General features: G+C 43.3%; 19 protein-coding genes. 2 read left to right on the top strand and 17 right to left on the bottom strand.

The window, feature by feature from the left end:
* Nucleotides 1–4: 4 nt before the first annotated feature.
* The 16 genes from HPK16_RS11030 to pcrB form a co-directional block, all read right to left on the bottom strand.
* Complete coding sequence (locus tag HPK16_RS11030; protein ID WP_181677012.1) at nt 5–280, bottom strand: hypothetical protein; 276 nt, start codon at nt 278–280, stop codon at nt 5–7.
* 103 nt (nt 281–383) lie between these two features.
* Nucleotides 384–1,739 carry an APC family permease gene (locus HPK16_RS11025; protein WP_181677011.1) on the bottom strand — a complete coding sequence of 452 codons (1,356 nt, stop codon included), beginning with the start codon at nt 1,737–1,739 and terminating at the stop codon, nt 384–386.
* Between the two features lies 1 nt (nt 1,740).
* On the bottom strand, nt 1,741–2,646 hold the full coding sequence (locus tag HPK16_RS11020) for an acetamidase/formamidase family protein (RefSeq protein WP_246369392.1): 906 nt from the start codon (nt 2,644–2,646) through the stop codon (nt 1,741–1,743).
* 163 nt (nt 2,647–2,809) lie between these two features.
* On the bottom strand, nt 2,810–3,067 hold the full coding sequence (locus HPK16_RS11015; protein ID WP_181677010.1) for a hypothetical protein: 258 nt from the start codon (nt 3,065–3,067) through the stop codon (nt 2,810–2,812).
* A gap of 131 nt (nt 3,068–3,198) precedes the next feature.
* Entirely contained in the window at nt 3,199–3,552 is a 354-nt protein-coding gene (locus tag HPK16_RS11010; RefSeq protein WP_181677009.1) for a hypothetical protein, read from the bottom strand.
* A 24-nt stretch (nt 3,553–3,576) separates the two neighbouring features.
* Nucleotides 3,577–4,176 carry a YdeI/OmpD-associated family protein gene (locus HPK16_RS11005; protein ID WP_181677008.1) on the bottom strand — a complete coding sequence of 200 codons (600 nt, stop codon included), beginning with the start codon at nt 4,174–4,176 and terminating at the stop codon, nt 3,577–3,579.
* Nucleotides 4,177–4,249: 73 nt separating this feature from the next.
* Nucleotides 4,250–5,614: a 23S rRNA (uracil(1939)-C(5))-methyltransferase RlmD gene (gene rlmD / locus HPK16_RS11000; RefSeq protein ID WP_181677007.1), complete on the bottom strand. Its 1,365-nt coding sequence runs from the start codon at nt 5,612–5,614 to the stop codon at nt 4,250–4,252.
* Nucleotides 5,615–5,674: 60 nt separating this feature from the next.
* Nucleotides 5,675–6,439 (bottom strand): hypothetical protein, encoded by a 765-nt coding sequence (locus HPK16_RS10995; protein WP_181677006.1) that lies wholly within the window; start codon nt 6,437–6,439, stop codon nt 5,675–5,677.
* 174 nt (nt 6,440–6,613) lie between these two features.
* The gene (locus tag HPK16_RS10990) at nt 6,614–7,555 is read right to left on the bottom strand and encodes a diacylglycerol kinase (RefSeq protein WP_181677005.1); all 942 of its coding nucleotides are present in this window, start codon (nt 7,553–7,555) and stop codon (nt 6,614–6,616) included.
* Nucleotides 7,556–7,750: 195 nt separating this feature from the next.
* Nucleotides 7,751–9,181, bottom strand: a complete 1,431-nt coding sequence (gene gatB / locus HPK16_RS10985; protein WP_181677004.1) for an Asp-tRNA(Asn)/Glu-tRNA(Gln) amidotransferase subunit GatB — start codon at nt 9,179–9,181, stop codon at nt 7,751–7,753.
* A gap of 15 nt (nt 9,182–9,196) precedes the next feature.
* On the bottom strand, nt 9,197–10,648 hold the full coding sequence (gatA, locus tag HPK16_RS10980; protein WP_181677003.1) for an Asp-tRNA(Asn)/Glu-tRNA(Gln) amidotransferase subunit GatA: 1,452 nt from the start codon (nt 10,646–10,648) through the stop codon (nt 9,197–9,199).
* 26 nt (nt 10,649–10,674) lie between these two features.
* Entirely contained in the window at nt 10,675–10,968 is a 294-nt protein-coding gene (gene gatC / locus HPK16_RS10975; RefSeq protein WP_181677002.1) for an Asp-tRNA(Asn)/Glu-tRNA(Gln) amidotransferase subunit GatC, read from the bottom strand.
* 227 nt (nt 10,969–11,195) lie between these two features.
* Nucleotides 11,196–12,317 carry a CamS family sex pheromone protein gene (locus HPK16_RS10970; protein WP_181677001.1) on the bottom strand — a complete coding sequence of 374 codons (1,122 nt, stop codon included), beginning with the start codon at nt 12,315–12,317 and terminating at the stop codon, nt 11,196–11,198.
* Complete coding sequence (gene ligA / locus HPK16_RS10965; RefSeq protein WP_181677000.1) at nt 12,314–14,329, bottom strand: NAD-dependent DNA ligase LigA; 2,016 nt, start codon at nt 14,327–14,329, stop codon at nt 12,314–12,316. The genes HPK16_RS10970 and ligA overlap by 4 nt, the downstream gene beginning before the upstream one ends.
* Before the next feature lie 14 nt (nt 14,330–14,343).
* Entirely contained in the window at nt 14,344–16,539 is a 2,196-nt protein-coding gene (pcrA, locus tag HPK16_RS10960) for a DNA helicase PcrA (protein WP_181676999.1), read from the bottom strand.
* A gap of 71 nt (nt 16,540–16,610) precedes the next feature.
* Nucleotides 16,611–17,276 carry a heptaprenylglyceryl phosphate synthase gene (gene pcrB, locus HPK16_RS10955; RefSeq protein ID WP_181676998.1) on the bottom strand — a complete coding sequence of 222 codons (666 nt, stop codon included), beginning with the start codon at nt 17,274–17,276 and terminating at the stop codon, nt 16,611–16,613.
* 453 nt (nt 17,277–17,729) lie between these two features.
* On the opposite strand from pcrB, the gene HPK16_RS10950 reads away from it, so the two are divergent.
* The gene (locus HPK16_RS10950) at nt 17,730–19,079 is read left to right on the top strand and encodes a sodium-dependent transporter (RefSeq protein WP_181676997.1); all 1,350 of its coding nucleotides are present in this window, start codon (nt 17,730–17,732) and stop codon (nt 19,077–19,079) included.
* Between the two features lie 76 nt (nt 19,080–19,155).
* Here HPK16_RS10950 and HPK16_RS10945 read toward each other — a convergent pair whose 3' ends face one another.
* Entirely contained in the window at nt 19,156–19,449 is a 294-nt protein-coding gene (locus tag HPK16_RS10945; RefSeq protein ID WP_036130617.1) for a YerC/YecD family TrpR-related protein, read from the bottom strand.
* A 128-nt stretch (nt 19,450–19,577) separates the two neighbouring features.
* Here HPK16_RS10945 and HPK16_RS10940 point away from each other — a divergent pair, with 128 nt between their 5' ends.
* Nucleotides 19,578–21,425, top strand: a complete 1,848-nt coding sequence (locus HPK16_RS10940; RefSeq protein WP_181676996.1) for a DUF2207 domain-containing protein — start codon at nt 19,578–19,580, stop codon at nt 21,423–21,425.
* Nucleotides 21,426–21,458 lie beyond the last annotated feature (33 nt).

Raw genomic sequence — 21,458 nt, 5'->3', positions numbered from 1 at the left:
GTTTTTATTTCTTCCTGCGTTTCGTCTCTATTCCTGATAATCTCTCTGCTTCTTTTAAATGAAGTGGCGTGTCAACACTTTCATGCACCTTGTCATGACTTGGGGCTGTTGCGCTCCATGTAACTGTTTTATCCAAATCAGGCATCTTTTGTTCAACAACAGCCGCATGTACAACTTGCTGCGTATTTAAGAGCATCTCACTCGTCGTACCAAATCCTGTGAAGAAGCTAAGAGACAGCATGATAACAACGCTGAGTTTTAAAATCGAGTTTTTCTTCATGGCTACCTCCTATTATGTTGTGAAGTTACAGAGCAAGTATAACAGATAGGAGACTGCTGTATCATGAATAAATGATAATATTTGTGCCATTTTTCTTTCATAATTAATCCATATCAATCGTCGTTTTCTTCTTCGTCAAACGCAGAATCGTGTAGTACACAACCCCAACCGCAAGCCACGAAATACCGATGATTTTAGCCAAGTTATCCAGATTAATCATCACATATAGAATAATCAAGAAGCCAATCACTGGCACCACCAAATGTAGCAGATAATTTTTTGATTTCATTTTGATGATGTAATGGTAAACCACCGAAACGTGAATCACTAGAAACGCCGTCAACGCACCGCAGTTAACGATTGATGACAGAATACCGATATCATTTACGAACACAAGTCCGACAACCAACGATACAAAACCAACCATCAATGTGCTCAAATATGGCGTCTGGAAACGAGGATGCACTTTTGCGAGGAACTTTGGTAAGTTCTGATCCCGTGCCATTCCGAACAGAATACGTGAAATAGCGGCCTGTGCTGCAAGAGCATTCGCGAAGCCCCACGAAAGAATCGTCGCAATAATCGTTACATTTTTCAAAAACGGTCCGCCAGCTTCTCCCGCAATTTGATAAAATGCCGTGTCAATATTATCAAAATTAAGATAATCTGGATGAATCAACGCCGCAATGTACGTCTGAATGATAAACAAGAATCCAACCAACATCAGCGCCCACAAAATCGCTTTTCCGACCGTCTTATTACCACCTTTTGTCTCTTCAGCAAGCGTACTAATCCCGTCAAACCCTAGGAAACTAAGCACCGCGACCGAAACCGCAGTCATCACAAATGGCAAATTAAAATCGGCTGCGTTATAAATCGGCTTCATCGTCACACCATCACCCGCACCATTCGAAATCGCGACAACGCCTACAGCAATGAAAATCGCCAAAACAATCAATTCACCGACTAGGAAAATAATGTTCGCCCGCGCCGTAAATGCAATCCCGCGAATATTAATCCAACTGTTCACCAAAATAAACACCACAAGCCAAATCCAAACTGGCACATCCGGAACAATCGCTTTTAACGAATTCGCCGAAACCACATAGAGTAGCGCCGGTACAAAAACGTAATCCAGCAAAATCATCCAACCGGCGAGAAATCCGACTGTTTTGTTAATTCCACGCTGTGCATAGGCGTAAACCGAACCAGCGATTGGAAAAGCCCGCGACATCGAGCCGTAGCTAAGCGCCGTAAACAGCATCGCGACCATACCAATCATATATGTAAGTACGATCATTCCCTTCGATGCTGTTACTACCTCCCCGTAAATTCCGAACGGGGCAATCGGGACCATAAAAATCAGGCCGTATATAACTAAATCTTTCAACGTTAGCGTTCTCTTTAACTCTTGCTTGTAGCCAAAAGACTCCAAACTCCCTTTTTCTGGTTGTGTCATGTTAGTTCAGCTCCTCTGTGCTCCAATTTGTAAGATACGTAAGTGGTAATTCCATTCGCGCCGTTTTATTCGGATCGACAATTTGACAAACCCGCAAATCCGCCGCAAGGGATAGTAAATGCGCTGCGTTTCCTTTTGACAAATTCGTGTACTGCTCCACAAAATGAACCATCTGCTTCGTCGCCATCACGCTTGCCTCATCTAACGTTTTCGCAGAAGCAATCGTCGCCAATTTCCCATCACGAATTAAAAATGGCGTCGGCCAATCCTTATTTTTGACAACTTTCACCGTCACTGTGATATCGCAAGACACTTCCGCTCCGCAAACCGAAACTTCACCGTCGCCCATCGCCGCATGACAGTCACCCATCGCAAGCAACGCGCCAGCCACATTGACCGGTAAAAATAGCGTTGTTCCTTCGCCAATCTCCTTACAATCCATGTTCCCACCATGCGCATCTGGCGTCCCACATGAAACCGCATCTCCCGCTGGCGCCGTTCCAATTACACCAATCATCGTATTTAGCGGTATATCTATCTTTTCTGAAAACTTAATCACGCCGTTCTCAATCGGAAGGCGGCGAATCGTGTTCTCCGTCAACTCATCACCCATCACGCCCGAATCAGGCCCTGTGAATAGCGTCGCCGTATCACCGATATCCAATTTCTCAATCGTCACCGCCAGAATATCGCCAACCTCCGCGCCTTCCACATAAACCGGCCCAGTCGCAGGGTTAATCCGATTCCAATCCAATTTTTCAAATGCGCCATGTTCGTCTGTAATTTGATCCTCAAAACAGTCATAAGCTTCAAAAATCAGCTGGTCGCCATCTTTTGCCGTTGCAATTGCTTGATTCGCTTTATCCATCGCATAAATCGGCGCGCCTTTTTTAATTATCTGTACCATTTCTATGTCACCCTCTCCACTTGAATGCATCTATCTTATAGCTAAAATCGCCGTTTGTCAATGTAGATTTTTGACAATTGCGAACATAAAAACTAGACACAGAATACACGCATCCATGTCTAGCTTTTGATTCTGTGCCATAACGTCTAAAATCGGCGTACCATTATTCCAATATAATATCCGCCTTCCTTGTCCAATCAAACGTGATACCATATGGATTTTTACGATTAAACGCCTTTGTAGCACGCCCAAGCATCACCTCTGGATGCAAAAAGAAGGTAAGATATTTCGTGCTATGCTCAAATCCGTCCCCAACATCATTTCTAGCAATGATTGTAATATGCGTATACATCTTCGTACTTTCAGACACTAATCGAATTTGAAAACCATCCATCTTTTCTTGAAAATGAAGTTCCCGCATAGTACCATCGCCTCTCGCTAAATTATATGTATATAAGCCTTTTACCACAAAAATTAACATACCAAACAAAAAAACACCATACAGAATTCCGTACGATGTCACATTCCTTATTTTTTGAAACGTATGCACCTCTACCCGTTTAATTGTTTATCTAACCTCTCTTTAAAAGCCATAATCATATCAAATGCAATCACAAAATCAAAATCACTCATACTGTAATTACTTACAAATTCGCCGTCACGATAACGAATCATTAATGAAGGACGAATCGTGTCACCAATCGCATCCTTACTCGTAGCACCACCATAAAACACCCAATGCGTCGCAGTCGGTGCATTCTCCGATTTCTGTGCCAAATCCGTTTTCACAGTCGACACAATGGTTTCTTGCAACGCCGCGTCTAGGTCCCCTTCTACATAACCATACCAAACCGTACGATAGTAACGAGCCTCAGATTCATGCGTTTCATCGAATAACTTTTTCATTTCTGTCTCCTCCTCATGTCTCTATTAAAATCGATCATTCAATCCAATACCATCCATAATTCGGTCAACATTCTTCTCAATCCGCGATTCCCGCGTTTTCGCTTGTTTCGGCGTCGCAAAAAACAGGATATAAGCGCGCTGACGTCCCGGTGTTAATCCCTCAAACGCCTCTTTAAAAGCCGGCATTTCATCGAATTTCAGCTGTAACTCTTCCGGAATTCCTACCTCTTCCTGCTTTTTAAATTCCACTTCCGCCCCTGATTTTTCAACGGCGATTGCTTCCTCCATATAAGCCTTAATAACCGGCTCCATCTCCAAAACCTGCTCCAAACTCGTGAACCGGATCTGGCGCGCCGACTGCACATTGGGCGTTTGCTGAATTAGAATACCATTCGGATCCTTAAACAGCACACCTTTCATAAATAAAATCGCGAAATACTCTTTAAAACCATGTATCAAAAAAACATTCTTGCCCTCCGACATGAAACAAATATTTTTCCATTTAATATCTTCTGTTACGCCACATTCCAGCGCTATTCTTCTCAATTCCGCAAATTCGTCCTTATACCTCTTCGCCTTACCTAAATATTCATCTACTTTAGGCGTCATTTCACCTGCTGCCATCAAAGAACACCTCACTCTAAAATTCTATACTATATCACGTGTTATTTTAACTTAATTTAGGAGGACTTGCAAATTACGCGCGTCTTTCTAGAACCGTTACACACTCCACATGCGTGGTATGAGGGAACATGTCTACAGGCTGAACAACTTTCGCCACATAACCACCATCCGTCAACACCAACATATCCCGCGCTAATGTCGATGGATTACACGATACATACACGACCCGCTTCGGTTTCATTTTTAAAATTGTCTCAAGTAGCGCCTCGTCACAGCCTTTACGCGGTGGATCAACGACAAGCACATCTGCCACGATACCATTTTTAAACCAAGCCGGAATCACCTCTTCCGCTTTCCCAACTTCAAACGTGACATTATCCATCTTGTTCAATTTAGCATTCGCGCGCGCATCCTCAATCGCTTGCGGCACAATTTCCACACCATACACATGCTTTGCCTCTTTCGCCAAGCAAAGCGATATCGAGCCGATCCCGCAATACGCGTCAATCACCGTCTCCTCGCCCGTCAGTTCCGCCAATCGCAGCGCCTCCGCATACAAAACTTCCGTCTGCTCCGGATTCACCTGATAAAACGACCGCGCCGAAATTGCAAAAGAAATCCCGTGAATCGTGTCCATAATGTACTCACGACCCCACAAAACATCCGTACGATCCCCAAAAATCACATTTGTATTCGCCGCATTCACATTCTGAACAAGCGATGTCAAACCAGGAATCGCCGTCTCCAACTCCGCCACAATCTGCTCCTTATTCGGAAAATTCGGCTTCGTTGTAACGATCACAAGCATCAATTCGCCTGTCGTCGTCGCAAAACGCGTCATCAAATGACGCAGCACTCCTTTTCGCGTCGTTTCATCGTACGGTTCAATATGATACTTCGCAAAAACACCACGCGCTATCTGGATTGCCGCGTCATTTTGTGCGTGTTGAATCAAGCACGTATCCATATCAATAATCTGATGCGAGCGCTGCTGATAAAATCCCGCGACCAATTTCCCGTTCACAAACCCAACTGGAACCTGCGCCTTATTCCGGTAACGCCAAGGCTCCGCCATACCAAGCGTCGGAAATACCTCGACATGCTGCTTCCCAATCCGCTTCATCACTTGCTCCACTTGTTTCTGCTTCACGCGCAGTTGCCCGTCATAACTCAAATGCTGCAACTGACAACCCCCACATTGCGAATAAACAGCACAAGGCGGCGTCACTCGATCCGCGCTTTCCTTCATCAACTCAATAATTTTGCCAAATCCGTAGTTCTTATTCGTCTTAATAACCTTAATCCGCGCCATCTCTTCCGGCAAACCCTGCGGCACAAAAACCGGATAACCATTTATCTTCGCGACAGCATTGCCATCATGCGTTAAATCCTCAAAAACAACATCAATACACTCATTCTTACTCACTGGAGCACCCATATTTGCCCTCCCTCTCATATCTAGACTCTTCATTATACCAAAAAAAAGATAGGTGCACACCTATCTTTTTTCCTTAATCACATATTCCAATCCAACTGGTTGCGTAATCTCCTCGTCGCTATCCCCTTTAAAAAAGACAAGCGATGTTTTCTCAGCGCTAAACTGATATTCCATCTGTCTAGGATAGGCAGTCACTGTTTCCCCAGTCTTAATATTGAATTCATCTTCTAAATATTGACTCGATATCTTCGGATTGATGCCTAAAACTGGTGCGATTTTTGAAGCGAGATTACTTGAATACACCGTCTCCAACTTCTCATTGACCTGCATCGTTGTTCCTGATTTTGCGGTAAGCCCAAAGCTTTTTCCCGCCGTTTTATCCAAGGTTCCATTCAAAATCGAATAGCTCGTCAAAAAGCCATCCACCTTATCATGTGTATACTGGAATGCTGCTGGGTTCATCACCGTTGATACCTTGTTCGCAAAAATTCTAACTCGAAAACGATCCATCGCTTGATATTTCGAGTCTACTTTGGCCATTTTTGTTAAAACAGCTTCATTCGTTGTGTCGAGAATTAAATCGCCATTGCTTGCGATGCTCGTTACCGTGCTGTCCCCTTTGATAGGAACATTCAGATTCGGTCCAATCGCAATGCTTGTGTTCGTTTTAATCCACGTTCTATTACTATCCATTAATTTCGCTTGATCAACCTCAGGCATCACTTCTTCTGCCTGCACATTCCAAAATATAAGAAAGGCTGCACCCCCGATGGCTATGCATGCCAACAAACCAATAATAAAACGGCTTACACGACTGCTTTTCAAGTCGCAAACACCTTCTTCCTTGTTTCTAACTGTGTCATAACAGCTTACTCCATTATATCGCATTTTACGGATTAATACAAGTTCTTTACAAAGATTACAGTTATGGTGAGGTATATTACGAATATCAAATGACATTGTCCTGTCTAAGAGTCATTCAGCTTATAATTTCGGTTACTAATCAATCATTTCCATTTGTTTGTTATTTAAATCCGATGCTGGAATATCCGCCACATTCGCAAAGAAGGAAATATGTTGCTTCAAGTTTTGGAAGGTCATTGGTGTTTCGCCGCCAAGTTCCCCATCCAAATTGATTAACATCTGTTCGTCTGAGTGCACAATGACCTTTTCCGATTTCACATAAATTACGTTTGGCTCCTTGATATGATCCCCTCGCAAGGCTAGTGTCACCAGACGAATAAACTCCGCTAGGTTCACTTTTTTCACGATAATCAATGAGAATTTGCCATCATCTAATTTTGCATCTGGCGCAATTTTTTCAAAGCCGCCAATCGAATTCGTAAGTCCAAGTAAGAAGAACATCGCTTCGCCCTCAAAAATTCCATCATCATATTCGACCTTCACCTGTGTTGGTTTGAGTGATGGCAACATTTCAATGCCTTTCAAATAGTACGCCAACTGACCAAGCATCGTTTTCAAGCGACTCGGAACATCATACGTCAGCTCGGTAATCCGTCCACCGCCGCCAATATTAATAAAATACGTGTCATTCGCTTTTCCAATATCCATCGCGACACTGGCGCCTTTGGCAATGATTTCCGTTGCTTTGATCACGTCTCGTGGAATTTTAAGCGCCCGTGCAAAATCATTCGTCGTACCAGTCGGGATAATCCCAATTTTCGGTCGATAATCCTGCTCTGCGATGCCATTAATAACTTCATTGATTGTACCGTCGCCGCCCGCCGCAACAACTAAATCATAGCGATCTTCCACCGCTTTTCGCGCCTCATTTTTCGCGTCATTTTCCGCTGGTGTCGTCGCATGGGAGCTCGTTATATATCCTGCATTCTCCAATATTGTCAGCACATCGGCCAGGTTTTTCTTGATAATCTCTCGCCCTGATGTTGGGTTGTAAATCACCCGCGCTCGTTTTTGCATAGTATATTCTCCGTCCTCTCAAATCTGAATACAAACGCTTCGTCCATATCATCAGACTAATTTTTACGTTTGTCACAGCCCCGAATACTTACCATTATACCAAATTACTACTCAAAAACCCATTTTGAAGATAACCAATACGCAAAAAAAGTTACTAGGAGCTGTATCGATGCTCCCAGTAACTCTGGATATTATTTAGCGTTTATTCATTTCATCCACTAAAATTTCATTGACCATCGTTGGATTTGCTTGGCCTTTTGTGGCTTTCATAACTTGTCCAACTAGGAAACCAACCGCGCGATCTTTTCCGTTTTTGAAATCAGTCACGGATTGCTCGTTTTGGTCAAGGATACCAGAAATGATACCTCTTAGTTCGCCAGCGTCGGAAATTTGAATTAGACCTTTCGCTTTTACAACTTCTTCCGCGTCGCCACCGTTCATAATCAACTCACGGAAAACTTTCTTCGCGATTTTAGATGAAATGGTACCTTTTTCAATAAGCCCAATCATGCCCGCTAGATTGTCAGGTGTTAATTTCGTATCTTCAAGCTCTTGTTGCTCTGCGTTTAGATACGCCGAAACTTCACCCATTAACCAGTTAGAAACTTGTTTGGCATCGGCACCTTTTGCGATCGTTGCTTCAAAGAAATCGGACATCTCTTTTGTAAGCGTAAGTACCATCGCGTCATATGCTGGAAGGCCTAAATCAGCAACGTAGCGCACTTGGCGTTTATCTGGAAGCTCTGGAATTTCAGCACGAATACGTTCTTTCCAAGCGTCATCAATATACAAATCTACCAAATCTGGCTCTGGGAAATAACGATAATCATCCGAACCTTCTTTAATACGCATCAACGTCGTTTTACCCGTCGCTTCTTCAAAGCGGCGTGTTTCTTGTTCAATAATGCCACCCGCCATCAGAACTTCTGCTTGACGCTTGATTTCATATTCGATACCTTTACGTACATTGGTGAATGAATTCAAGTTTTTAAGCTCGGTTTTCACGCCGAATTCTTCTTGACCAACTGGACGAATTGAGATATTTGCATCGCAACGCATCGAGCCCTCTTCCATTTTCACGTCCGAAACGCCTGTGTATTGGATAATCGACTTGATTTTTTCAAGGTAAGCATATGCCTCATCAGCTGTACGCATATCTGGTTCAGACACGATTTCAACAAGCGGCGTCCCTTGACGATTAAGGTCAACAAGTGAGTAACCGTGCGATGTATGCGTGTTTTTACCAGCATCTTCTTCTAAATGAAGGCGTGTGACACCGATACGTTTCTTCTCGCCATTTACTTCCACATCAATCCAGCCGTGTTCGCCGATTGGTTTATCGAATTGCGAGATTTGGTATGCTTTCGGATTATCCGGATAAAAGTAGTTTTTACGGTCGAATTTCGTATGTTCTGCGATTTCACAGTTGATTGCCATCGCTGCTTTCATACCATATTCCACTGCTTTTTTATTCAAAACTGGTAAAACGCCTGGCATCCCAAGGTCGACCACATGTGTGTTTGTATTCGGTTCAGCGCCAAAATGAGCAGGTGCCGGCGAAAAGATTTTGGATTCTGTTTTCAATTCTACGTGGACCTCAAGTCCGATTACTGTTTCAAAATTCATATGTCTCGCCCTCCCTTATAAACTTGGTTTTTCTTTATGGAATTCTGTAGCTTGTTCAAACGCATGTGCGACACGGTAAATCGTTTTTTCATCAAAGTAGTTACCAATCACTTGCAAACCGACTGGCATACCTTCTGAAAGCCCACAAGGAACCGAAATCGCCGGAAGTCCAGCCAAGTTAATCGGAATCGTCAACAAATCGTTCAGGTACATTGTGATTGGATCATGAATCAAGCCACCGATATCAAATGCGACAGTTGGTGCACTTGGACCGATAATAACATCATAATCTTTAAACACATTCGCGAAATCTTGCTTAATCAGCGTACGTGCTTGTTGCCCTTTTTTGTAGTAAGCATCGTAATAACCCGAGCTAAGCGCAAAAGTTCCAAGCATAATACGACGTTTGACCTCATCGCCAAAGCCTTCTGCACGTGATTTTTTGTAAAGTTCTTCTAAAGTGTGGGCATTTGGTGAACGATAGCCGTAACGTACGCCATCAAAACGAGCCAAATTGGAAGATGCTTCACTCGATGCTAAAATATAATAACTTGCAACGCCATATTCAGAGTGAGGTAACGATACTTCATCCCAAGTTGCGCCTAAGTCTTCTAATGTTTTCAATGCTTTTAGAACCGCTTCTTTCACGCCTGGCTCCACGCCTTCACCGATATATTCTTTCGGCACGCCAATGCGCAGACCTTTAATATCCCCTGTCAAATGAGCAGCGAAATTCTCGACTGGTTGATCGATAGACGTTGAGTCATAAGGATCCACACCAGAAATAGCTTCTAACAAATACGCATTATCTTCCACTGTACGCGTAATTGGTCCAATTTGATCAAGTGATGAAGCAAAGGCAATTAAACCATAACGGGAAACGCGGCCATATGTAGGTTTCATCCCAACAACACCACAGAATGCAGCAGGTTGACGAATCGAACCACCAGTATCTGATCCCAATGAAAATAATACTTCACCAGCAGCAACACTTGCAGCACTACCACCCGAAGAGCCACCAGGTACTTTATTTAAATTCCACGGATTCGTTGTTGTTTGGAAATAAGAGTTCTCCGTTGATGAACCCATTGCAAACTCATCCAAGTTCACTTTTCCGATATTGATTGTTTGTGCCGCTTTCAATTTTTGCATAACCGTTGCATCATAAATCGGATCAAAGTTCTCCAAAATTTTACTCGCAGCAGTCGTACGCAGGTTTTTCGTCACGATATTATCTTTAATTCCGATTGGAAGTCCAGCTAGCATATTTTTCGGATCAATTCCAGCATCCCCAAGTTCTTCCGCAACATCTAGCGCTTTCTCGCGATTTAACGTAATGAACGATTTCACTTTATCCTCAACAGCATCAATACGGTCAAACGATTCTTTCACAAGATCGTATGGCGCGATTTCTTTTTTCACAAGCTTTTCATGTAAGTCTTTTACCGAATGCTCAAATAATCCCAAATTAATTCCCTCCTGATTTGTCTGAATTAGTCTTCCATAATTGTCGGTACTTTAAACATGCCATCTTGTTTATCTGGCGCATTCTTTAGTACTTCTTCACGCGGCAAGCCTGCAATCGATTTATCCTCACGTAGCACATTTGATACTTCAATCGCATGCGACGTTGGCTCGACATTCGCCGTATCCAGCTCATCTAATTTCTCCACCATATGAATGATGTTTCCTAATTGTTTCGCAAAGTTTTCCGCCTCTTGGTCACTCACTTCTAAACGCGCCAAGTTCGCCACTCGCTCTACTGTTTCTTTTGAAATAGTTGTCAAAATTTTTCCTCCTTTAATATTTCGATTACCCCAGCCAACTGAGCCTATATTTTATAGTTTAGGCTCTCCATTTCGCTTTAAACAAATCGAGCGAAAGCGTTTGTGTTCCGCAATTTTGGTTGGAGCCGGAAGCGGAGTGTACGATTTGTACACGAGAACCGGAAGTCCACCAAAATTGTGGAGTACGAGCGCTTGTCGCCGATTTATCTGGAGTAACATCCATTTATTTAGTCAAAGATGTGTGCTGTTGGTGTATCATCATTCGCTTTACGCGTAATCAGAGCCGCAGTACCATCAGTTGTAGTAATATTAACCTGAATTGCTGCATTTGTCGAGAGATGTTTTCCGAGTAAATCGGTCACATACTGTGTAAACCCAATAATTTCAGCTTCCCCATAAAATTGTAACGGGATATCAATATTTAAATCTGCCATCTCCCCGTCTTCATAACGAGCACGCCCAACGACGCCTGTATAGTTTGGATAATATTTCTCAATATCAGCTTTAAAATCTTCAAATGATGTGTTATCCGTCTTATGATCCGATTTCGCATCGGCTGACGGCAAGACATAACTTTTCTCATCGATTGTTTTCCATTTGCCAAGACTCGCGGCATCCGCACTCGCCGAAGCAATAAAGTTACCTGGAACAACACCGTCACGCTTCCCTTGCTTATAAATCGCAAACGTTACTGGTACAGAATCCAAGCCTTTTGTCGCCCGAATTCGGTTCAATACAGTAGCCGCCATTTCTTTCCCTTGCGAAAGCAGTTGGCTGTCCGAAATATTTTGCTCAAATGTAGCGCCATATTTCTCTTTCTGATAATAATCCACAGAATTCATCGCCAAAGCAATCGAAATACCGCCAAGTCCTACCGTATTCTTATCCGTTTTCTTCAAATAATCTTGTTCTAAAATATGCGCCAAATAAATCGGGGCACGTTGATCATCACTTTTGCCATTATCTTTCGGATTCAGACCATCTTTATTCTTATCGCTCGAACGATCTAACCACTTCGTCAACGTCTCTGTTGTCAAATATTGCCCCTCTTGAAAAAGATAATCATCTGGGGAATAACTTTGTTGGGAAACGCGCATCAAGCCTGATTCCAACTCATTGATGTCATAGCGCGAGTTGATATTCGAAACGACTAATCCACGTGATTTACTGGCCTTATACGGCAAAACAGTTTTATAATAATCCGCGGAAATCTGATTTTTTGTCATGATACCTGTTTCCGCTTGCTTCGTGTCTTTTTTCTGTACAACCTGTTCATCCGAATTGAGGCTCGGGGCACATCCTGCAAGTAAAAGAGCGGTGCTAAGGGAAACGACTAGTAATTTTTTCATTTGTTTTGACCACCTTCATCTGGTAAATATTCCATTAATTTTTGCTCACTCCATACGGCTATCCCTAATTCTTCAGCTTTCGCCAATTTGGAGCCTGCATCACTTCCTACCACAACAACATCCGTGTTCTTACTTACACTCCCCGTTACATTTCCACCTAAACTTTCAATCAACGCCTTCGCTTCCTCACGCTTCAGATGTTCTAATTTCCCTGTTAAAACAACTTTCTGATTCGCAAAAACAAGCGCCTCTTCTGGCATCAATTCCAGTTTTGGACCTGTATAAACCATATTTACTTCGGCTTTTTCTAACTTCGCTAACAAATCATGCACTTCTTCATTCTCAAAATAAGCAACAATCGAGTCCGCCATTTTTTCACCAATATCAGGCACCTCAATCAAAGCCTCTTTTTCAGCGACACGAAGCGCGTCCATCGTCTCAAAATACTGTGCTAAGACCTTCGCTGCCTTCGCACCAACATGACGAATACCAAGTCCAAATAGCAGTTTCTCCAAAGAATTATCGCGGCTTTTATCGATCGAAGCTAGTAGGTTCTGAACAGACTTCTCGCCCATTCTCTCTAATTCTACCAGTTTTTCACCCGAAAGGAAAAACAAATCTGCTACATCTGTAATTAATTCTTGTTCGAAAAGCTGAACGACGACTTTTTCACCTAAGCCGTCAATGTTCATCGCATTACGCGAAACAAAGTGAATCAAACCTTCTTTTAGCTGAGCTGGGCATTTTGGGTTAATACAACGCAAGGCAACTTCGCCTTCCAAGCGAACCAGCTCACTCTCACACGTTGGACAATGCGTCGGCATGTGATACGGAACTTGCTCCTCCGTCCGGTCTTCCTCCACCACACGAATCACTTCAGGAATGATGTCGCCCGCTTTTTTAATCAAAACCGTGTCACCAATCCGAATATCACGATCGCGAATCAAATCTTCATTATGAAGCGATGCCCGACCAACCGTTGTTCCAGCTACACGAACCGGTTCTAGAATCGCAGTTGGTGTCACAACGCCAGTGCGCCCGATGCCAAGCTCGATATCTAACAGTTTTGTGGCGACTTCCTCAGCTGGGAATTTATAAGCAATCGACCAACGCGGTGACTTCGCAGTGAAGCCAAGCGTCCGTTGCTGTTCTAAGCTGTCCACCTTGATGACAATCCCATCGATGTCATACGCAAGTCCTGAACGAGCTGCCGTCCATTCCTCAATATACGCAAAAATTTCTTCAAGAGACTGGCACAATCGGCGTTCTTTGTTCACCTTCAGGCCTAGTTTCTCTAAGTGTGCCAAACCTTCACTATGCGTCGCGACGCCCATATCACCGAAATCCGCAACCGCATATAAGAAAATATCCAAGTTTCGTGATGCCGCTATTTTTGTATCTAATTGACGCAGAGATCCCGCTGCCGCATTTCGCGGGTTAGCAAAGACCTCCAAGCCATCTTCTTCTCGTTTTTCATTCAGTTTTTGAAATGACTGCTTTGGCATGAACGCTTCTCCGCGGACTTCAATCGTGAACGGCTCTTGTAGCGTCATCGGAATCGATCGAATCGTTCTTAAATTCGACGTGATATCCTCGCCAACCGTTCCATCACCACGTGTTGCACCGCGTTTATACTTCCCTGCTTCATATTGCAAAGAAACCGCTAAACCATCAATTTTGAGTTCGCACATGTAAGCTACGTCCTCGCCAACTTTCTCGCGCACACGGCGGTCAAAGTCTCGCAAATCCTCATGATTGAACGCATTGCCAAGACTTAGCATCGGCGTTTCGTGCGCCACTTTCTGAAAACCAGCAAGCACTTCCCCACCAACACGCTGCGACGGCGATTCTGGTGTCACCCAATCCGGATTTTTTTCCTCCAAAGCAATCAATTCATGCAAAAGTTGATCATAGAGGGAATCCGGAGATGTTGGGTTATCCGCGACATAGTATTCATAACTAAGCCGCTCCAGTTCCTTTATTAATTCTTCATAACGTTCTCTTTCAGCCATTTCGCTTCACCTACTTATACTTTTTCAACAGGCGCAAATTCCGCCAGCAATCGTTTTACCCCAGTTGGACTTGGGAAGGCAATATCAAGTTCCATGTTGCTCCCCGTTCCTTTCACGCTGACAACCGTTCCGACGCCCCATTTCTTATGACTCGCCTTGTCGCCAACCGTCCACGCCTCTTTCTCAGCGCCAGACGCACTATAACCAACCACCGATTTACTATGCATCGATGACTTGGCAAACGGCACTTCTGTCAAACTGTTTTCATGCGCCATTTCAATCAAATCATCTGGAATTTCATCGATAAAACGCGATTCCTTATTCGCCGTTGAACGACCATATAACATCCGTGAAAAGGCACTTGTGATATATAATTCCTGTTCAGCACGCGTGATACCAACATACGCCAATCGACGTTCCTCTTCCATCTCATCTTCTTCCATAAGCGCTCGACTATGCGGGAAGATCCCTTCCTCAAGTCCCACTAAAAAGACAACCGGGAACTCGAGGCCTTTCGCCGAATGCAGCGTCATGAGCGTTACCGCACCACGAGATCTGTCCTCTTCATCCAACTTATCCACATCAGCAACAAGCGCCAAATCCGTCAAAAAGCTAATCAGCGTTTTGTCGTCGCTTTCCTTTTCAAAGTTTTGCGTGACAGATAAGAACTCATCAATATTCTCCAAACGCGTCTGCGCCTCAATTGTCCGTTCGTTCTCAAGCATCGCCCGATATCCAGACTTCTCGAGTACCTGCTCCACCAGCTCCGTCACCGACAAATAATCTTGCATCTGCGTAAAGCCCCTGATCAAGTCGTGGAACTCCACCAATTGTTTCGAAATCTTCGCCGATAACCCGACCATTTCAATCCGGTCCAACACTTCAAAAATCGTCAAATCATAAGCCGCCGCCATGTTCGCCACTTTATCCATCGAACCAGCACCGACACCACGTTTTGGCACATTAATAATCCGCGCTAAACTAATATCATCATCGTTATTCGAAATCAGACGCAAGTAAGCCAGCACATCCTTGATCTCCTTACGATCATAGAACTTCGTGCCCCCAACCATTTGATACGCCATATTCGACTTCATGAAAAATTCCTCCATGACACGCGACTGCGCATTCGTCCGGTACAATATCGCGAAATCCGAAAGCGGACGACTCGTCTCCTTCACGATCTCTTGAATTTTACCAACAACGTACGAAGCTTCTTCCTTCTCCGTCAACGCCTTGTGGTAGAAAATTTTCTTACCTTCATCATTATTCGTCCAGAGATTTTTCGGTTTCCGGTTACTATTGTTCTCAATCACACGATTCGCCGCTGCCAAAATCCGCTTCGTTGACCGATAATTCTCCTCCAACAAAATCGTCTGCGCATTCGGATAATCCTTCTCAAACGTCATAATGTTCGTGATATCCGCACCACGCCAACCATAAATCGACTGATCCGAATCCCCAACAACACACAAATTACGGAATCGTGCCGCCAGCAACTTCACTAAAATATATTGCGAATGGTTCGTATCTTGATACTCATCCACGTGAATATACTGAAACTTCCGCTGATAAAACTCCAACACGTCCGGCACGCGCTCAAACAACTGAATCGTGACCATAATCAAATCATCGAAATCAAGCGACTGATTCTTTTTCAGCTTCTTCTCATATTCCACGTACACATCCGCAACCATCTGATCAAAAAAGCCAAACGCTTCCTTTTTGTACTCCTCGGCGTTCATCAGCTCGTTTTTCGCATTACTAATCGCTGCCAAAATCCCACGCGGCTCAAACTTCTTCGCATCCACATTCTTATCTTTCAAAATGCCTTTAATAACCGAAAGCTGGTCCCCGCCATCCAAAATCGTAAAATTACGGTTAAATCCAATTCGTTCAATATCGCGGCGCAAAATTCGCACACACATCGAGTGAAACGTCGAAATCCAAATCGATTCCGCTTCTGGTCCTAGCAAATTACCAACACGCTCTTTCATCTCACGCGCCGCCTTATTCGTAAACGTAATCGCCAAAATATTATAAGGATTTACGCCACGCTCTTTCATCATATACGCGATACGGTGCGTCAAAACACGCGTCTTCCCGCTTCCTGCCCCAGCCATAATCAAAAGAGGTCCCTCTGTGGCTTCGACCGCCTTCTTCTGTTGTGGATTCAATCCTTTTACTAAATCTTCCGCATTTAATTGCATTTTATCCTCACACCGCCAATACAAACATTTGTTCTTATTTTAACTTTTTAAACAACCGAAAGCAAGTGATATTATAAAACCGCACTTACCGTTTCCAACGCCTGCTCAAAATCTTCATACAAAATATTACCGACGATAATCACATCCGCGATTTCACTCATTTCGCGCGCCTCGTCAATCGTCCTGATGCCACCACCGTACCAAAGCTTCGTGTTCACAAGCTCATCCCGCGCGGCTTGAACCATTCGACTATCACCAAAAACACCACTATATTCGATATAAAAAATCGGCAATCGCAGCATATTTTCCGCAATACTCGCGTAAGCCGCAACATCACTTTCCGTCAAATCCGTATTCGCCTTCGCCAGTTGCGCCGCCTTCGCATCCGGATTTAAAATACAATACCCTTCCACCAAAACATGCGGCCACGGAATAAAGTCACCATACTGCTTCACTATCCCATGATGCGCACCAAGTAACCACTTCACATCGGTCGTATTCAGCACCACCGGAATCAAGTATTGGCTCGCACCAGGCACAATCATTGCCTCATCGCTAACCTCCATAAAAACCGGCAACCCCCGACTCGCAAAATCCCGAAACAAGTCCTGCACCGCATCCATCTGCAATCCATCCGATCCCCCGATAATAAAACCATCCGTACCAGACCGAACCAACCGATCCACAGCCCCATCCGGCAAAACCTTCGCAGGATCCAACTTAAATAAATGTCTCACTAATAGCCCCTCCACCATGAACTCCCTACGAACTAGCGTGACGCGACAAATACTCAGATTCTAGGCAAAGCCGAGCACCGAAACGGAGCGTACGACTGTACGAGAGTATCGGAGCACAGGTTTTAACGACGAAGATGAGCGTTTGTCGCGTCACGCGCCACCTATAAGTATACCATTTTTGAGTAACTCCCGCACCACTTCCTAGACGCTTTTATGAAAATCTTTAACTTTTCCCAAAAAGAGGGATGCAATCAGAAAAATTCTGTGCTATGATAAACCTATAAAATCAGATTCTATAGCGATAGGAGTCTGGTGCATAGCTCAGATAAATCGACAAGAAGTGTTCGAGTTGTATCAAGTGACGTTTTCATCCTTTCCCCAGCACAGGGTTAGGCGTTTTCTCCTTAGTTCGAGTTGTGTCCCAGTCTTTTTTGATATGAAAGGAAGTCGGCGATGAATAGAAATAGAGAACAATGGAGTTCGAAATGGGGATTCGTTTTAGCTTCTGCTGGTTCCGCCATCGGAATCGGTGCTATTTGGAAATTACCTTACATCGCTTCCACTGCTGGCGGCGGCGCATTCTTTCTTTTATTTACAGCACTTACTTTTTTAGTTGTTCTGCCCATCTTGATCGGTGAATTTATTATTGGACGCAGCTCACAAAGCGATGCTATCAATGCTTACAAAGTCCTTGCACCTAATACGCATTGGAATTTACTTGGAAAAATGGGCGTTTTTGGCTCCATCTTAGTCCTTGCTTTTTACGGTGTCGTAGGTGGTTGGATTCTGGGTTACATTGTAAAAGCAATTAGTGGCTCCGTCAGCCACGGCAATCAAGCACAACTAGCCCTTCAATTTGATTTAGTAACAGCCAATACAGCCATCGCCATCGCAGGAACTGGTATCTTTCTTCTATTAGTTGTACTCGTCGTAACACAAGGCATTCAGGCTGGAATTGAGCGCATGAGTAAATTTATTCTTCCAGCGCTATTCATTCTTTTTATTATTCTAATTATTCGGTCCTTAACGCTACCTAACGCCTTGGATGGTCTTCACTATTTCCTACGTCCCGACTTCTCAAAAATAGATAGCAAGACGATTATTATTATTTTAGGACAAGCTTTCTTTTCGTTAAGCGTGGGTATTTCTCTCATGGTTACTTATGGCTCTTACCTGAATCGCAAAACAAGTATTCCAGGCTCTTCAGCAGTTGTTGCCATTTTAAGCCTCATTATATCGCTTTTCGTCGGGTTAGCCATCTTTCCTGCCGTATTTTCGTTTGGCATTGTCCCAAATATGGGGCCAGGTATCCTGTTCGTGATACTGCCTTCTATTTTTAATCAACTACCGTTTGGGACCTTCTTCTTTATCGTCTTCCTGATTCTATTCTTCTTCGCGGCACTGTCATCTAGTTTTTCTTTACTCGAAACTGCAACAGCACCATTTATGAAGCGACTAGGAGGACGAACAATAGCGACTTGGGTTATGGGCGGAATCATCTTCCTGCTGACTATTCCAGCAGCGCTAAGCTTTGGGATTTGGAGTCACGTCACCATCTTCGGTATGACGATATTCGCAGCCTCAGATTACTTAGCATCAAATATTATTCTACCATTAGGCGCCCTATTCACAGCCATTTTCGTCGGATTCCGTTTGCCACGCCAACTACTATGGGAAGAATTTACAGCAAACAGCCGATTCGGTAAGAAGTTTTTCTTCATCTGGTTATTACTACTAAAATACGTAGCTCCACTCGCGATTATACTAGTTTTCCTGTATGCGATTGGCATCTTACCTTTTTAATTTAATAGCAAAAAGCGTTCCATTTCGGAACGCTTTTTATTTCACCTAAAAACATAATTTGGAAGACTAATTTATCTTATTTATCCTTCATTCGATCAAAAACAACTTCATACATATCGTTTCCGTAATTTAAAGAACGTTTTACGCGGGAAATCGTTGCCGTGCTGGCGCCGGTTTCTGCTTCAATAACATTATATGTCTTGCCGTCGTGTAGCATTCTAGCCACTTGAAAGCGTTGCGACATTGATTGAATTTCATTTACTGTGCATACATCATCGAAGAAAGCATAACATTCTTCTAAATTCTCCAGTGCTAAGATCCCTTTAAAAAACGTGTCTAGACCTTCACCACGCAGTTTTTCTATTTGCATGCGTATACCTCCATTTTACTCAGACTCTTCTTTACCATTTTAACGTACTAGTGTAAATAACACAACAAGAAGGTTCAAAAAGTAACGCGAACATGCTATACTAATTCTATAAAAAGGGAGGTCACAGCATGAAAGTAAAAATTATCTTATTTTTCTCACTCTTATTCATGATTCTCATAACATTTCATCTGCCAGTATCGGCGGATCGCTCTTTTACAATACCCAAGTATGAAAACTATGTCCAGATTCAGCAAAACGGAACAGCAAGAATCACTGAAAATGTCCGCTATGATTTCGATGGTGCATTTAATGGCGCCACGATGGATATTGATACATCAGGGTTGCCGCAGATTACAGACCTGCAAGTAGCTGTAGATGATCAAGCCTTTGTTAGCAGTAACTCCGAACAAACCGGAACTTTTAAAGCAAATTATGCTGGCGATACATTGAAAATTCGCGTTTACTCCCCAACCGATACAGCGAAAAAAGATTTTACCTATACGTACACACTAAAAAATGTGATTACCAATTACAATGATACCGCAGAATTCAATCGAAAACTAGTCGGAAGTAATTGGGAAGAAACGCTAGATCATGTGGCTATCACCATTATGCTTCCTAAAGCAACACAAAATGGAGAACTTCAAGCATGGGCGCACGGACCGCTAGACGGAGAGGTTACACTACAGGATAATAAAACCGTGAAGCTAACCGCCGATAATATCAAAGCTGGGCAATTTGTTGAAGCTCACGTTATTTTTCCAAATAATATTGTACCTTTCAATCAAAATATCCAAGCTGTCGATAAAAAGGCCGCCATTCAAGCGCAAGAAGCCAAGCTGGCGGATCAAGCTAATTTTAAACGAACAGTCGCAAAAACCATTTTTTATGGTGGCAGTTTGCTTATTTTATTAATTATTCTCACCACCATTATTGTGACATATGTAAAGTACACGAAATCAAAAACAGCTGTTTTCAAAGATAAGTATTGCCATGATATTCCGCTCGACATGTCGCCTGCTGTTATGAATAAGCTTATTTTCATGCAGACAGGAGCTAATGATATCGTTGCGACCATCATGGATTTAGTTCGCAAAAGACAGCTCACCATCGAAGAACTTCCACACCCTTCTGGCAACAAGAAAAAAGCAACATACACCATCACAAAATTACCAGTTCCCTCTCCAATAGAGCTTTTATCACACGAAACTAGACTCATTACATGGCTCATAGATAAAATTGGAGATGGTGAAAAAGTCACGCTAAAAGAAATAAATGCCTACGCGAAAAAAAATACGACTACTTTCCGAACCACTTTTACCAGCTGGAAAAACAGTGTGAGTAACGAAGCCAATAAATATGATTACTTCGATAAAGAAGCAAGTTCCAAAGCAACGAAACTACTAATTGGTGCTTTAACGGCTAGTATTTTGATTGGCGTCGCTATCATTATTTTCAGCATTTTTGCGGGTATTTTCTCCCTGTTTGCTTGTATTGTTAGCATTGTCGCTTTCGTTATTCTAATTGTTTTTTGGATTACCCAGTTTCCCATTAAAAATCAAGAAGGGACAGAGGAGTTTGCGAAATGGCACGCATTTAGACACTACATGAAAGATGTTGCGAATATGGATATCGCAGACGTTGGCTCCATCGCAATTTGGGATCATTACCTTTCCTACTCCATTTCACTAGGACTAACAAAAGAAGTCCTAAAAGCAGCATCGATTCACTTCACACCAGAGCAAGTACAGCAGCATTCTGGATTGCTTTACTATTACTACGGTGGCGCAATGCTGGGCAGTGTAAACCACGCAAATATGGACACAGCCTTTGCAGAAAGCTTCCAAAACTCTTTCGAAAGCTCCTTTAGTGGCGCATTGGCAAGCAGTGCATCCTCAACCACAGGAAGTGGCGGTGGATTCAGCGGCGGCTCCAGCGGTGGAGGTGGCGGCGGCTCAGGTGGCGGTGCTTTTTAATCCATACAAAAACGTGCAGTACATCTCAAAAAT

It is taken from the genome of Paenilisteria rustica (assembly GCF_013820765.1).
Classification (GTDB): Bacteria; Bacillota; Bacilli; order Lactobacillales; family Listeriaceae; genus Listeria_A; species Listeria_A rustica.
Note: the sequence above shows the minus strand (reverse complement) of the source record. Positions and strands in the feature narration are given on the sequence as shown.

Coding starts and splice junctions, on each gene's coding strand:
- HPK16_RS11015 (WP_181677010.1), bottom strand. CDS start 3,067: ATGCGGGAACTTCATTTTCAAGAAAAGATGGATGGTTTTCAAATTCGA.
- HPK16_RS11020 (WP_246369392.1), bottom strand. CDS start 2,646: ATGGTACAGATAATTAAAAAAGGCGCGCCGATTTATGCGATGGATAAA.
- HPK16_RS11005 (WP_181677008.1), bottom strand. CDS start 4,176: ATGGCAGCAGGTGAAATGACGCCTAAAGTAGATGAATATTTAGGTAAG.
- rlmD (WP_181677007.1), bottom strand. CDS start 5,614: ATGGGTGCTCCAGTGAGTAAGAATGAGTGTATTGATGTTGTTTTTGAG.
- ligA (WP_181677000.1), bottom strand. CDS start 14,329: ATGGCTGAAAGAGAACGTTATGAAGAATTAATAAAGGAACTGGAGCGG.
- gatB (WP_181677004.1), bottom strand. CDS start 9,181: ATGAATTTTGAAACAGTAATCGGACTTGAGGTCCACGTAGAATTGAAA.
- HPK16_RS10940 (WP_181676996.1), top strand. CDS start 19,578: ATGAAAGTAAAAATTATCTTATTTTTCTCACTCTTATTCATGATTCTC.
- HPK16_RS10990 (WP_181677005.1), bottom strand. CDS start 7,555: ATGCAAAAACGAGCGCGGGTGATTTACAACCCAACATCAGGGCGAGAG.
- pcrA (WP_181676999.1), bottom strand. CDS start 16,539: ATGCAATTAAATGCGGAAGATTTAGTAAAAGGATTGAATCCACAACAG.
- HPK16_RS10970 (WP_181677001.1), bottom strand. CDS start 12,317: ATGAAAAAATTACTAGTCGTTTCCCTTAGCACCGCTCTTTTACTTGCA.
- HPK16_RS10950 (WP_181676997.1), top strand. CDS start 17,730: ATGAATAGAAATAGAGAACAATGGAGTTCGAAATGGGGATTCGTTTTA.
- HPK16_RS11025 (WP_181677011.1), bottom strand. CDS start 1,739: ATGACACAACCAGAAAAAGGGAGTTTGGAGTCTTTTGGCTACAAGCAA.
- HPK16_RS11030 (WP_181677012.1), bottom strand. CDS start 280: ATGAAGAAAAACTCGATTTTAAAACTCAGCGTTGTTATCATGCTGTCT.
- HPK16_RS11010 (WP_181677009.1), bottom strand. CDS start 3,552: ATGAAAAAGTTATTCGATGAAACGCATGAATCTGAGGCTCGTTACTAT.
- HPK16_RS10945 (WP_036130617.1), bottom strand. CDS start 19,449: ATGCAAATAGAAAAACTGCGTGGTGAAGGTCTAGACACGTTTTTTAAA.